The organism is Pantoea agglomerans (assembly GCF_021397715.1).
GTDB lineage: Bacteria > Pseudomonadota > Gammaproteobacteria > Enterobacterales > Enterobacteriaceae > Pantoea > Pantoea astica.
This window is the reverse complement of sequence record NZ_CP090207.1, coordinates 3,940,848-3,954,865: the sequence shown is the minus strand read 5'-3', so window position 1 is coordinate 3,954,865 and position 14,018 is coordinate 3,940,848. Positions and strand designations below refer to the sequence as shown.

Annotated in this window: 11 protein-coding genes and 1 riboswitch; of the genes, 3 read left to right on the top strand and 8 right to left on the bottom strand. The window is 57.3% G+C overall.

Features of this window, described 5'->3' with window-relative positions; translation table 11 throughout:
• Nucleotides 1-176 precede the first annotated feature (176 nt).
• From LZU96_RS18805 to pgi, 5 genes are all read right to left on the bottom strand, one after another.
• Entirely contained in the window at nt 177-2,267 is a 2,091-nt protein-coding gene (locus LZU96_RS18805; RefSeq protein ID WP_233985592.1) for a YjbH domain-containing protein, read from the bottom strand.
• A complete protein-coding gene (locus tag LZU96_RS18800) occupies nt 2,267-3,010 on the bottom strand; it encodes a capsule biosynthesis GfcC family protein (protein WP_233985591.1) in 744 nt (247 codons plus the stop codon). Before LZU96_RS18800 ends, LZU96_RS18805 begins: the two co-directional genes overlap by 1 nt.
• Nucleotides 3,007-3,654 (bottom strand): YjbF family lipoprotein, encoded by a 648-nt coding sequence (locus LZU96_RS18795; RefSeq protein ID WP_233985590.1) that lies wholly within the window; start codon nt 3,652-3,654, stop codon nt 3,007-3,009. The genes LZU96_RS18800 and LZU96_RS18795 overlap by 4 nt, the downstream gene beginning before the upstream one ends.
• A 193-nt stretch (nt 3,655-3,847) precedes the next feature.
• Nucleotides 3,848-4,096 (bottom strand): exopolysaccharide production protein YjbE, encoded by a 249-nt coding sequence (yjbE, locus tag LZU96_RS18790; protein WP_233985589.1) that lies wholly within the window; start codon nt 4,094-4,096, stop codon nt 3,848-3,850.
• A gap of 567 nt (nt 4,097-4,663) precedes the next feature.
• Nucleotides 4,664-6,310: a glucose-6-phosphate isomerase gene (pgi, locus tag LZU96_RS18785; protein WP_233985588.1), complete on the bottom strand. Its 1,647-nt coding sequence runs from the start codon at nt 6,308-6,310 to the stop codon at nt 4,664-4,666.
• 402 nt (nt 6,311-6,712) lie between these two features.
• Nucleotides 6,713-6,906: riboswitch (Lysine riboswitch) on the top strand.
• A gap of 116 nt (nt 6,907-7,022) precedes the next feature.
• Here pgi and lysC point away from each other — a divergent pair.
• From lysC to panS, 3 genes are all read left to right on the top strand, one after another.
• A complete protein-coding gene (gene lysC, locus LZU96_RS18780) occupies nt 7,023-8,375 on the top strand; it encodes a lysine-sensitive aspartokinase 3 (protein ID WP_233985587.1) in 1,353 nt (450 codons plus the stop codon).
• 222 nt (nt 8,376-8,597) lie between these two features.
• On the top strand, nt 8,598-9,290 hold the full coding sequence (gene aqpZ, locus LZU96_RS18775; protein ID WP_233985586.1) for an aquaporin Z: 693 nt from the start codon (nt 8,598-8,600) through the stop codon (nt 9,288-9,290).
• A 181-nt stretch (nt 9,291-9,471) separates the two neighbouring features.
• Nucleotides 9,472-10,389, top strand: a complete 918-nt coding sequence (gene panS / locus LZU96_RS18770; RefSeq protein WP_094122128.1) for a ketopantoate/pantoate/pantothenate transporter PanS — start codon at nt 9,472-9,474, stop codon at nt 10,387-10,389.
• Between the two features lie 111 nt (nt 10,390-10,500).
• On the opposite strand, the gene LZU96_RS18765 is transcribed toward panS, so the two are convergent.
• The 3 genes from LZU96_RS18765 to LZU96_RS18755 form a co-directional block, all read right to left on the bottom strand.
• Complete coding sequence (locus LZU96_RS18765) at nt 10,501-12,126, bottom strand: Na/Pi cotransporter family protein (protein WP_233985585.1); 1,626 nt, start codon at nt 12,124-12,126, stop codon at nt 10,501-10,503.
• Between the two features lie 110 nt (nt 12,127-12,236).
• Nucleotides 12,237-13,229 carry an ABC transporter ATP-binding protein gene (locus tag LZU96_RS18760; RefSeq protein WP_233985584.1) on the bottom strand — a complete coding sequence of 331 codons (993 nt, stop codon included), beginning with the start codon at nt 13,227-13,229 and terminating at the stop codon, nt 12,237-12,239.
• 2 nt (nt 13,230-13,231) lie between these two features.
• Nucleotides 13,232-14,017, bottom strand: a complete 786-nt coding sequence (locus tag LZU96_RS18755) for an ABC transporter permease (protein WP_233985583.1) — start codon at nt 14,015-14,017, stop codon at nt 13,232-13,234.
• Nucleotide 14,018 lies beyond the last annotated feature (1 nt).

The following is a 14,018-nucleotide window of genomic DNA, read 5'->3' as shown; positions in this document are numbered from 1 at the left end:
AACGTCACGCCTCAGCGCTGCGGATAGCCCTTTCAGCGGCGCTCAGGCCTCTACCATCGTGCCCTTTTTAACAACACGCACTCAGGCTTCAGAGCAGGCCAGCCCCTGAACGGCACCAGACTGCATTATCACCTGTCGCTCAACTGACGCGCATCAGGCCTGGTGCCGCGTCCTGCTTAATTGAAACGCGCGTCGCGATCGGAGGTTAAATCATACAGCTGGTACTTACGGCCCAGCATCTGACCACCATCACGCGTCAATGGCACCCAGTTAACCTGCGCACGACCGCGAGTTGGGGTCACGGTGAACAGATCCATCGGGATGGAGATGTAGAACCCTTTGGTAAAGTCACCTTCGCCATACTCTTCAGACGACACGTTAGTTTTGGTGGCATAGACGCCCACCATCACACCGCTGTCGAAGCGTTTCGACACGTCTACCGTGACACCCTTATCTTTCGCCAGATACTGACCGACGCTGGTTTTCACCAGCACATCCTGCATGAACCACGGACGCCAGTAAGCGGTCAGGTTGCCGGTTGAGGCTTTGTAACGGGTAAACTCCATCATGTTGTCCCAGTCACGCTGCCGGACATAGTTGGCATCAACGCCCACCGCCCAGTTAGCATCAACCGGACGATAGAGCAGCTCGCCGCCCACGCCGCCATACATGGTCTCAAGATAACCGCCATACAGCTGACCATAGAAGCCATTACCGAGGTGGCCCATATAGTTGGCCTGCAGGTCGTTGACGTAGACGTTGTTCTCAACGTAGTCGCGGATATGGGTCCGCACGCGTGGCAGGCTGGAATCCGCCGGTGCGCCGTTGTAGTTGAACTTGTCATAGTTGTTGGCGAGGTTACCGAACAGGCTACCGCCCACCAGCAGGTGATCGGTCAGCCAGTAATCAGCGTTAGCCATTACGCCAACCTGATACATGTAGAAGCTTTCCGGGCCGCCTACCGACTGATTGAGCACCGGCGACAGACTGTAGTTCAGGCGATCTTTACGAATAAACATCCCCTGTTCGGTCTGGCCGGGATCGACCGGATTTTCACGCGTCTGCTGCAGCGGCTGTTCATGGCCCAGCGGATAACCGGCCAGCGTATTATGCAGGCTGGCAACCGGCGTCACGGTGGTGACCTGCGGCATATTGAAACGGGACTCGGTGACGCTGATGGTATCAATGTCCGCTGGCAGGTGATTCATGACGATGCGGTTAGCGCGATCGACCCCTTCCTGCGTATCACGATATTTGGTCTGCTCGCCGGAAACATACAGCGTGTGGCCTTTGGTCTGAATACGTGGACCGTCGAGTCCCGCATTGTACTTCAGCTCCGTCAGCTGATTACCGACCACGGTTGGCTCCAGCAGCTTCGGCTGAGGCTGCGGGTTATAGGCCGGTTTCTCGCTGTCGATATGCGCCTGGCGCAGATCGTTAAAGTTGGTGCGGATGGTCACGCCAAACATAAAGGTGTTGCCGCGCTCGTAGCTGGCATTGATATCGGCCCAGTCGGTGACGCGATAGATCGCCCCGACGTTAACCTTGCTGTTCTGCGTCAGCCGGCCGGCGAAATCATCCTGATAATCGTTGCCTTCATACTCCATCTTCAGCCGCAGCGGCTGCCACGGCGTCTGATACTCGACGCCGCCAAAGAAGGCCGTCGGGCCATGGAACATCTGCGAGCCATTGATCGATCCGGCTTCGCCGACCCGCGGACGCTGACAGTAGCTGTCGCTGTAGGAGCAGAACGGGTTCTTAACCGTGCCGCTGTTGCCGAGATAACCCCAGCCGAGGCCGAGCGTAAAATCAAATGGACCCCATGCTTTGCTGGCGACCAGATATTCACTGTCGAACAGGCCGGTACCGCCAAGATCGCGGGTACCCAGCGCCACTTCCGGCAGCCAGAAACCTTCCTGCCACAGACGCAGCTTCAGATCGAAGGCTTTATCTTTGTAGCTCTGGTTGCCACTGAAGTCTGACACGGCGCTGTACCGGCGGGTGCGCACGTCGGTGTAGCGCACGGTGGTTTCCAGCCACGGGAACAACTGCAGCGACGCGGAGTAATAGCGGTACTGATCGTTGTCGCGCGCGTTCAGGCTGAACTCGCCCTCTCTGGCCATGCGTGCCGTCGGCACCTGCATCAGGCCAACGCCACCGAAATCAGATTGTGAAGGTCCCACCGGCGCGGGCCAGGTTTCCGCCTGCGCCTGACAGGCTGTCGCCACAGAAACAGCCAACAGGCTGAAGAGATAACGTTTTTTCATCAGTCTGGTATCCGGTGAGTCAGAACGGAAAGGATGCGGTTATTCAGATCGTCATAGTCGCCGGGCAGGCTCCACGATGAGAAGCCAAGCCAGATAATGCTGCCAGGCTCTACTTCGGCGTGACGGTGGTTCCAGTAAGCAACCGGCACCTGCTGCGTCGCACCTGAAGGCGCGATAACCGTGACAAAATTTCGTTCCGCGCCAGACAGGCGTGCGTGATCGGCCAGATAGTCGCGTACCGACCGGCCCGGTTGCCAGCTCACCTTACCCGCGCCGGCGATGGCACCCAGCAGTAACACGGAATCCGATCGGGTTTGCAGATAGAGGTCGTAGCTGCCTTCAAGACGGCGATTGTCTGCCGGATGCAGACGCACCCAGTCGGGGTCGAGCGGGGTGAACTGACGGCCGGTGACCTTTATCGTACTGAGCTGGTGGATCACTTCATCAATTGCGGCGGCACGATCGCCACTGCTGTCGGCTCGCCAGGCGCGTAACTGGCCCAGCGTCTGCTGATACTGCTGCTGCGCGACGGCGCTGGCGCCGCGTTCCGCAATGACGCTGCTGCGCCAGTCGATCGATTGCTGAAGTGCGGGCTGGCTGACCAGCTGCGCCAGATCGGCGACCTGGCTGAGCTCTGCCTGCGCGCCGTTGTGCGGTGCATGGACCGTGACCTGCGCAGCGGCCTGCGCGCCTGAAGTGCTGAACAGACTCAATCCGGCCAGCAGGAGTGTAATTTTTTTCATGATTTCGCCGGCTTCAGAATGGTGGTCTCTACGGGGAAGGCATCAGCCGCCAGCATCTGACGGGCCTGCACCACATCGCCGCTGCTGTTGTCGATCCAGAAGGTGTTTTCCCACTCGCGGTTGCTACTGTCGAGGCTCACCTGCTCATGCCAGACGCGGCAGGCGATGCGGTTGCCCGCGACGGTCAGCACTTCATCGGTGCCGCGCTGGAAGGTGGAGCGAATCGTCCCGCCGCGGACATTGCCCTGTTCGGTCCACTGCATGATGCGGGTCCAGCTGGCACCGTTGCGGAGGTGCAGGCTGTCCGCCAGCGGATCCTGCTGCAGATTAGTAACGCTAAGCAGGTTATCAGGCAGCCCCAGGGTTTTAACCAGCCGGCCGTGCTGTGTCACCAGCATCGCCTGATCCTGCGTCACCCATTTCTGCTGGCCTGCTTCGTTGTAGCCAAGCACCACAAAGATTCGCGGGCCGTCATTGAGGCGGGCATAGAGGCTGGCATAGGGCAGGGCATCGACCTGCTGGTCGGTAACGGTGACGTCATCCGGCCCGTTAACGGCCAGCATGAGGGTCTGTTCAAGGCCTTTTTGCGTTTGTGTGCAGGCCTGCAGCAGCAGGCAAGCGAGCAGCAGAGGAAGTTGGCGCACTGTGTGTCCCTGATAAGTCATGCCAAAGTAAAAATAACCACACAGGCGTGTGGTTATGTTTAAAGGTCCTATACCCGCAGGGTTCGCGTTCCAGCGCAGCGTGCTGCATGGCTTAGCCGATCACTCACCGAGGTCAGTGGTTCCGCCGTGGCTGCTCAGCCTCTGTCTGGTCCCCGAACGCATTGGGTATCCATCAACGAGTGGTACTCGTCGTGGTCGTGGTTGTTGTACCGGTATTTGCACCGTCACCGCCGCCAGAAGCAGCAATGCCGAGCCCGACTAACGCGCCAAGTGCGCCGATACCGACAGCGGTTGACGTGCCAGCGGAGATAGCTCCCGCCTGCGCGCCAGCTGCGGCACCCGCTTCTTCCGGCGCTGCGAAAGCACTGGAAGAGACAGCAACGAAAATCAGGGCTGCACCGGCAACCATGGTTTTTTTCATAACAACGTTTCCTGCATTGAGTGAATGAAGGATTTCTGACCCGCAACACTCGCCGCGCAGAGCAGAACGCGGCAAACGCCACAGGCAGTCCCATTGCGGGCGCGTTCAGTATAGGGCAACAAAATACCAGAGTTCAGCAGGGGAAAAAGCAGGGGAACGGGCAGGAAAAAATGGCGGGATAATAAGCCAGTTTGAATTTAACACCTTTTTATATCGGAAGATTTCGGGTTAATACCGGATATTTCACCAGGGATAAAATAGATGCAAAGCGGATTGTTCTTTTTTAGTTATATTTGGTACGGAATAAGAATAATCAGAATTTACTCAGGATTGCTAAATTTTAAACTCATTAAAAATCAACAGGTAACTATTAGTTGGTTCGCGTTTCAGGTCCAGTTTAAACTGGATTCCGGCGATGCTGGCCAGGTTATGTTCAGAATTATCTTAGGTCATTTTAAGAATTATCCAACCGAAGCGGGGTAATAATAAGCGGGAAATTAGCCTGGGCGGGCAAAAAATCGGCAAAAAAAGGGCGGCACTGATGCCGCCCGGAGCAATTACCGCAGATTAACGCCAGGATTTATAGCGGTTAATTAAGGCATTGGTGGAGCTATCATGACTGGTAATTTTCTCGTCATTTTCCAGCTCCGGCAGAATACGGTTTGCCAGTTGCTTACCTAATTCCACGCCCCACTGATCGAAAGTGAAGATATTCAGGATCGCGCCCTGCGTGAAGATTTTGTGCTCGTACAGCGCAATCAGCGCGCCGAGGCTGTAAGGCGTGATTTCACGCAGCAGGATGGAGTTGGTCGGACGGTTACCTTCGAAGACTTTGAACGGGACGATATGCGCCACCGACTCGGCCGATTTACCCGCATCGGTAAACTCTTTCTCTACCACTTCGCGTGACTTGCCGAACGCCAGCGCTTCGGTCTGAGCAAAGAAGTTAGACAGCAGTTTTGGATGGTGATCCGCCAGCGCATTGTGGGTGATCGCCGGTGCGATAAAGTCACACGGCACCAGCTTGGTACCCTGATGGATCAGCTGATAAAACGCGTGCTGGCCATTGGTGCCCGGTTCGCCCCAGATAATCGGGCCAGTCTGGTAATCCACCGGATTGCCATCGCGATCGACATACTTGCCGTTCGACTCCATATTTCCCTGCTGGAAATAGGCGGCAAAGCGGTGCATGTACTGGTCATACGGCAGAATCGCTTCGGTTTCTGCGCCGAAGAAATTGTTGTACCAGATGCCAATCAGCGCCAGCAGCACCGGCAGGTTCTGTTCGGCTGGCGTGGTGGCAAAATGCTGGTCCATCGCATGCGCGCCACTCAACAGCTGTTCGAAGTTATCGAAACCGATAGAGAGAATGATCGACAGGCCAATCGCTGACCAGAGTGAGTAACGTCCGCCAACCCAGTCCCAGAATTCGAACATATTGTTGGTGTCGATACCAAATTCGCCGACCGCTTTGGCATTGGTTGAGAGCGCCGCAAAGTGCTTCGCCACATGCTGCTGGTCACCGGCCGTTTTCAGGAACCAGTCACGCGCGCTGTGCGCATTGGTCATAGTTTCCTGAGTGGTAAAGGTTTTTGACGCCACCAGGAACAGCGTCGTTTCCGGGCTGAGGTCTTTCAGCGTTTCGGCGATATGGGTGCCGTCAACGTTGGAGACAAAGTGCATGTTCAGGTGGTTTTTGTAAGGACGCAGCGCTTCCGTCACCATGAAAGGACCCAGGTCAGAACCGCCGATGCCGATGTTCACCACGTCGGTGATCGCTTTACCGGTATAGCCTTTCCATTCGCCGCTGATGATGCGCTCTGAGAAGCCCTTCATCTTATCCAGCACCGCATTGACCTCAGGCATCACATCCTTGCCATCGACCAGAATCGGCGTGTTGCTGCGGTTGCGCAACGCAACGTGCAGCACCGCACGTTCTTCGGTGCGGTTAATTTTCTCACCCGAGAACATAGACTTAATCGCGCCGCTTAAATCGGTTTCTTTGGCCAGCGCCTGTAATTTGTCGAGGGTTTCCTGAGTGATGCGGTTTTTGGAGAAATCCACCAGCATCTGATCATCAAAGGTGGCAGAGAATTTGGCAAAACGATCGGCATCCTGGGCAAACAGGTCGGCAATTTCCACCGATTTCATCTGCTCAAAATGCTGTTGCAGCGCTTTCCAGGCTGCGGTTTGTGTCGGATTGATATTTTTCATGGCAACACTCTTGTTGATATTAAGAACCGTCATTCCATCGGGGGCACATCGTACCCGGTTAGCGTTTCAGTATGACCACAGTTGCTACTGAAAGGAAAAATTTTGTCACCCGCCGCCGGATGAGCCGGACCTGGGCGATGGCGCGTCTGCGCGGCACGCCAGCATTGGCTGGTGCGAATCGCCTGTTATTTCATGCCGCAAAAGTGTGGCGTGAAGGCGGCAATAAATCCTTGTGCCGTATCAGTGATTGTTGCACTGGCTGAAGCCTTTTAGCACTCTAGTCGCTGCGCGGCGGGTAAATTTGTTTTACGGTGCGCCGCAAAGCAAAAATCTGACGGCCGCTGAGATTGACAGCAGGGCCAGAAACCGATAAATGTATGCGGCTACTTGCGCACCCGTGCGCAAGCCAGAAGAGGCGCGTCGCCCAGGCAGTGTGTTGGAGGAACCGTATCCGGTGAAAACACATGATGGGGAGCGACGCCGAGGTGGGTTAACACGCGGTGTGTTGCCTGTCGGCTACAGGGGCTGAATCCTCTGGGTTGTCACCAGAAACGTCCACAGTCGGACGTTTCGCAAGGTGGGGCGCTTCTGGGTGACTCGTCTACCCGATCTGGTCTGCCCGTTTCTGCTCTTTCCTTGTGCCTGGCTGAAAAAATGTTTCCCGACCGCATTATCGCCGGCGAGAACAAGATAACCTGACACGAGGTCATACATGTCTCAAACACTGATTGTGGCAAAATTTGGCGGCACCAGCGTTGCCGATTTTGATGCGATGAACCGCAGCGCCGACGTGGTGCTGAAAGATGCCGGTACCCGTCTGGTAGTGCTCTCCGCTTCGGCAGGCATTACCAACCTGCTGGTGGCGCTGGCAGAAGGTCAGCCGCTGCCACAGCGTGCCGTCCTGCTGGATGATATCCGCCGTATCCAGTATGCCATTATCGATCGCCTGCAGCGCCCCGATGTAATCCGTGATGAAATCGATCGGATGATCGACAACATCGCCATGCTGTCGGAAGCCGCCTCGCTGGCGACCTCCCATGCGCTGACTGATGAGCTGGTCAGCCACGGCGAGCTGATGTCGTCGCTGCTGTTTGTCGAAATTCTGCGTGAACGCCAGGTCAATGCCGAATGGTTTGACGTGCGTAAAGTGCTGCGTACCGATGACCGTTTTGGCCGGGCAGAGCCGGATGTGACGCTGCTGGCGGAGCTGGCGCTTGCCCAGTTGCAGCCGCGCGTGGAACAGGCGCTGGTGATCACTCAGGGCTTTATCGGCAGCGAAAGCAAAGGCCGCACCACCACCTTAGGGCGTGGCGGCAGTGATTACACGGCGGCGCTGCTGGGTGAAGCGCTGAAGGCGGCGCGGGTGGATATCTGGACCGACGTGCCAGGCATCTATACCACCGATCCACGCGTGGTACCGACCGCCAAGCGCATTGATGAAATTACCTTCGAAGAAGCCGCTGAAATGGCGACCTTTGGTGCCAAGGTGCTGCATCCGGCTACGCTGCTGCCGGCGGTGCGTTGTGATATTCCGGTGTTTGTCGGCTCCAGCAAAGATCCCGAAGCAGGCGGGACTCGCGTCTGCAACGAAACCCGCAATCCTCCGCTGTTTCGCGCACTGGCGTTACGCCGCAAGCAGACACTGTTGACGCTGCACAGCCTTAACATGCTGCATACGTTTGGTTTCCTTGCCGAACTTTTCAATATTCTGGCGCGTCATAACGTCTCTGTTGACCTGATCACTACCTCTGAAGTCAGCGTGGCGCTGACGCTCGATACCACCGGTTCCACCTCAACCGGCGACAGCCTGCTGACTCAGGCGCTGCTGACTGAGCTCTCGTCGCTGTGTCGGGTTGAAGTCGAAGAGGATCTGGCACTGGTGGCCATTATCGGCAATCAGTTGTCGAAAGCCTGTGGCGTCGGTAAAGAGGTATTTGGCGTGCTTGAGCCGTTTAACCTGCGGATGATCTGCTACGGCGCCAGCAGCTACAACCTCTGCTTCCTGGTGCCTGGCACCGACGCGGAAAGCGTGGTCCGTACCCTGCATCACAATCTGTTCGAATAACCGCAGACCGGTTTGCCGGTCGCCCTGGTGCGATCGGCAAAGCTGCCTCTTCCCCCCGCGATAAGCCGCCTGTTTTTATCCTATAAAATACAATGCCCTGAGCTGTTTCATTGCCAAATGAAGCTACCTTTCTCTGCGCATTTTGTGTACTTCCGTTGCGCTGCTGTTTTGCAGATTTATAATCCCGCCGCTGAATCAATTCACCCATTTTTAGGAAATAACATGAAAAGGTTAGTGGCAGAGGCGCTGGGCACCTTCGTGCTGGTACTGGGCGGTTGTGGGAGTGCGGTACTGGCGGCCGCCTTCCCCGGCCTTGGTATTGGTTTTATGGGCGTGGCGCTGGCGTTCGGGCTAAGCGTACTGGTAATGGCCTACGCGGTTGGACATATTTCCGGTGGCCATTTTAATCCGGCGGTGACGCTGGGCCTGCTGGCCGGCGGACGGTTTCCGGCGTCACAGGTCATCCCTTACATCATCGCCCAGCTGGTGGGCGGCATCGCGGCAGGCGCCGTACTCTATCTGATCGCCAGCGGCAAAGGCGACTTTAACGCCGCCGCCAGCGGATTTGCGGCGAATGGCTACGGTGAGCACTCACCTGGTGGCTTCAGCCTGTTGGCGGGCATGATCACTGAAGGCGTCCTGACGGCGGTCTTCCTGATTGTCATTATGGGTGCGACAAGCCAGCGTGCGCCTAAAGGATTTGCCCCGATCGCCATCGGCCTGGCGCTGACCCTGATCCATCTGATCAGCATTCCGGTGACCAATACCTCCGTCAACCCGGCGCGCAGTACCGCCGTCGCGCTGTTCCAGGGCGACTGGGCGTTGTCTCAGCTGTGGTTGTTCTGGCTGATGCCGATTATCGGTGCCGTGATTGGTGGTGTGATCTACCGCGTTTTAGACGAAAAAGCAGCGTAATTTCTTTAATTATCGGCGGATCGGCAGCAGTCGATCCGCATTTTCCTCTCTGACCCCATCTGCGCCTTACGCCGTGATAACGAAATGTTATGATCCCGCCTTCGCTTGTGCAGTCGTTCCTGCCTGGCGTAACTCTATGGCAAACCTGCAAAACATAACATTCTTATAAGGAAGTCTGGCTATGCTCGCCACCGTCACCCGCCTGTTCCCGCTGTGGGCCGTGCTGTTATCTGTCGCCGCCTATTTCTCTCCCGCGACGTTTCTTGGTATCGGTCCGTGGGTCACTTACCTGCTGATGCTGATCATGTTCGGCATGGGTGTCACGTTGAATATCGACGATTTCAAACGGGTGCTGACCCGGCCTGCGCCGGTGATTGCCGGTACCTTCCTGCACTATCTGGTGATGCCTCTGGCCGCATGGGGATTAGCGAAACTGTTTCATATGCCGCCCGATCTGGCTGCCGGTATGATTCTGGTGGGCAGCGTTGCCAGCGGCACTGCCAGTAACGTGATGATCTATCTGGCGAAGGGCGACGTCGCGTTGTCGGTCACCATCTCCTCAGTTTCCGCGCTGGTCGGGGTGTTCGCCACGCCGCTGTTGACCCGTTTCTATGTGGATACCCATATTCAGGTGGATGTGGTGGGGATGCTGCTGAGTATCGTGAAGATCGTGGTGATCCCAATCAGCCTCGGCCTGATCATTCACCACAGCATGAACAGCGTGGTGCGCCGGGTCGAACCCTGGCTACCGGCGTTCTCCATGGTCTGCATTCTGTTGATCATCAGTGCGGTGGTAGCGGGCAGTCAGGGCTTTATCGGATCGGTCGGATTAATGGTGATCGCGGCGGTGATCCTGCACAACGCTATTGGCCTGCTTGGCGGCTACTGGGGCGGCAAGCTGTTTGGCTTTGATGAGTCAACCTGCCGCACGCTGGCGCTTGAAGTGGGAATGCAAAACTCCGGCCTGGCCGCCACGCTGGGTAAACTCTACTTTTCGCCGCTGGCGGCGCTGCCTGGCGCACTCTTCTCGGTCTGGCATAACCTCTCCGGCTCGTTGCTGGCTGGTTACTGGTCAGGTAAGCCGATCAAGAAGAAATAAGTCAGGCGCCGCAGGTCAGCGCTGGCATCATGCCGCGCCGCAGGTCAGCGCTGGCATCATGCCGCGCCGGGAAGCTCATCTCCCGGCGCAACCCGTCGCCTGAACCCTCCATTACTCGTAATCGCGCTCATCGTCCGGCTGCTCCAGCACGGTATAGGCGACGCTGCAAAACAGCGAATTCAGGCGTTTCATATCGCCGAGTAAGCCCAGATGCAAAGAACTGGTCTCAATGCTCTGCACGTTCTGCTGATGCAGACGGTCAACGTGGGCATGAGAATAGCGACGAATCATCAGGCGGAAGCGATGCTTAGCGCGGCGCAGGCGTTTGGCGCTGGTGACGTCATGCGACAGAAACACCGACAGGCTCATACGCAGATTGGCGATCAGCAGCTCCTGTAACGTCTCCAGCTCTTTCAGCCCTTCGGCGGAGAAAGCGCGACCCGCTGCCAGCGATTTGTCGGCCACGTCGCCGCTCATCCGCTCAATGATGTCACCCGCCTGCTCCAGATTCAGCGACATCTCAATGATTTCACCCCAGCGGCGCGAATCTTCCGCTGGCAGATCCTCTTTCGGCATCCGCGCCAGGTAGAGTTTAATGGCGGTGTAGAGCACATCGACATCATCATCCAGCCGCCGCACCGTGCGCTCTTCGCGCGGCTCACCGTGCACCACTTTATTAAAGGCTTCCAGCATCTGTTCCAGCACATCACCCATACGCAACGCCTCCCGGGCAGCGTTGACCAGCGCCAGCGCCGGGGTATCGAGTGCGCTGCGGTCGAGATGTTTCGGCTTCAGGTGCAGATCGTTTTCAACGTCGTCAGAAATAAGCCGGCGGCACAGGCGCGCCATCAGGTCGGCAAAGGGCACCATCGCCACACAGCGGATCAGGTTGTAAAACACGTGGAAGAAGATCACCAGCTCTTCGTCATTGACCGGCAGCTTATCCAGCCAGTCCGCCACCAGATTAACGAACGGCAGGATCAGCGCGCAGCCAATCAGCTTAAACAGCAAACTGCCAAGGGCCACACGCTTGCCCGCCGCGTTAGAGCCGCTGGCGTTGATCATCGCCAGTAAGCCACTACCGAGATTGGCCCCTATCACCAGACAGAGCGCCACTTTAAACGAGATCACGCCGGTGGCGGTGAGCGTGGCGGTAATCAGCACGGCCGCCAGGCTGGAGTAGCTGATAATGGCAAAGACTGCGCCGATCAGCGCATCCAGCATGATATCGCCGGTCAGGCTGGAGAAGAGCACCTGTACGCCGGAGGCCTGAGTAATCGGCCGGGCGGCTTCGACAATCAGCTGCAGCGCCAGCAGGATCAGCCCCAGGCCGATACTGGCCCGGCCAAGCTGACCGGCCCGCGTCTGCTTGCGGCTGAGGAAAAAGACCACGCCAAAGAAGATGAACAGCGGCGACAGCCAGGAGAGATCAAAGGTGAGGATACGTGCCATGATGGCGGTGCCGACATCCGCGCCGAGAATCACCACCAGCGCCGGCGTCAGGCTGACCAGATTCTGCGCCACAAAGGAGGTCACCAGCAGCGTGGTGGCGTTACTGCTCTGTACCAGCGTGGTGACGCCGATGCCGGCCAGAAACGCCATCGGTTTTTTCTCCACGCTGCGGCTCAGTACCCGACGCAGATCGGCACCGTAGACCCGCATAATGCCGGTACGCACAATATGGGTTCCCCACACCAGCAGGGCTACCGCAGAGAGTAAATTAAGCAGGGTTAACACGTCGCGATGCTCCTCGACCATCAGGCTTTAAGCAGCACAGACTGCCAGCCTGACGGAGAGTGCAATCTGTGAAGGGGATTGCCGTGCTTTGCGTGATTTTTTCCTGTGTTTTAAGCCACCTGGCGCAAAGTCGACATCTCTAACTGTAGACCAATCTGCTGACCGTCGGGGTGTAAATCGGCGGCAGATCGGTTCAGCACATCGACAGCGAGCTCCACGCCCTGCGCCCGGATACGATAGCGAATCACGTTGCCGAGCAGGCTGTGGCTGAGGATTTCAGCCGGAATGCCGAGCCCTGGCGCGACGAACTGCATCGACTCGGGACGAATAGCCACCTGGCTGTGGAACGGCTGGCCGGTTAACTGCGTCGCCTGTTCGGCGCTCAGCAGGTTGTAGTTGCCAATAAAACCCGCGGCAAACAGATCGACCGGCTGGGTATAGAGCGCTTCGGCATCGCCATTCTGCACAATTTTGCCGCGGTTCATCAGCACAATGCGGTCCGATAAGGTCAGCGCTTCCTCCTGATCGTGGGTGACGAACAGGGTGGTGAGATTCAGCTCGCGCTGGATACGCCGGATCTGATCGCGCAGGTGACGACGGATGCGCGCATCCAGCGCTGACAGCGGCTCATCCAGCAGCAGCAGGCGCGGACGGGTCACCAGCGAACGTGCCAGCGCCACACGCTGACACTGCCCACCCGACAGCTGATGTGGATAGCGACGCGCATAATCGGTCAGTTCGACCAGCTCCAGTACCTCCTGCACCCGCTGGCGAATTTGTGCCTCGGGCAGCTTCTGCATCTTCAGGCCAAATGCGACGTTCTTCTCCACCGTCATGTTGGGAAACAGCGCATAGCTCTGAAACACCATGCCGATGGCGCGCTTCTGCGGAGCCAGCGGCACGATATCTTTGCCCGCGATAACGATCTCGCCGCTGTCGACCCCGGTTAAACCAGCCAGACAGCGCAGCAGCGTCGATTTGCCGCAGCCGCTGGGACCGAGCAGGGTGACAAATTCCCCTTCGTCGGCACTGAAATCGATCTGTTCGAATATCGTCGTCGGTCCATAGCGCTTATTCAGCTGTCTGACCTCAAGGTAGCTCATTCTCAGCCTCGTTCAGGGTTCAGGGCGTTGGCCAGCCAGGTGACCAGCAGCACCACAAAGAAGTAGGAGATCACCAGCGCGCTGGTGAAGTGACCGCTGCCGTTACGCATATTGAACAGATAAACCTGCAGGGTTTCATAGCGGTTACCGACCAGCAGGTTAGCGAAGACAAACTCGCCGATCAGGAACGAGAAAGAGAGCAGAACGGCAATCAGCATTCCTTTGCGCAGATTCGGTAGCACCACCCACAGCGCCGCCTGCCAGGTACTGGCACCCAGCAACTGGGCGGCATCTATCAGCTCTTTCAGGTTGATCGCCTGCATATTGTTGGCCAGCGCACGGTAAATAAACGGCAGAGCGATAGTGAAATAACAGCCAATCAGGATCCACGGCGTGCCGGTCAGCATCAGCGGAGACGAAGAGTAAAGCTGCAGCAATCCCACCGAGGAGACCACCGGCGGAACAGCGAACGGCATCAGGATCAGAATGTTCATCACCGCATCCAGCCGGGGATAGTAGTAAGCGATTACAAACATGGCAGGCAGCACCAGCACTAGCGAGAACAGCAGGGCGCCAAAGCAGATCAGCAGGGAATGACCCAGGGCCGTCAGAAACCGGCTATCGCTCCACAGCTGGACGAACCATTTCAGCGTGTAACCCTGTGGCAGAAGGGTATTACTCCAGTCAGACGACAGCGCATAGAGCAGCGTTGCCAGCAGGGGCAGGGCCAGCACGATAAACAGTAACCAGACCATCACCCGATGATAGAGATGTTCGGCGCGGGACATG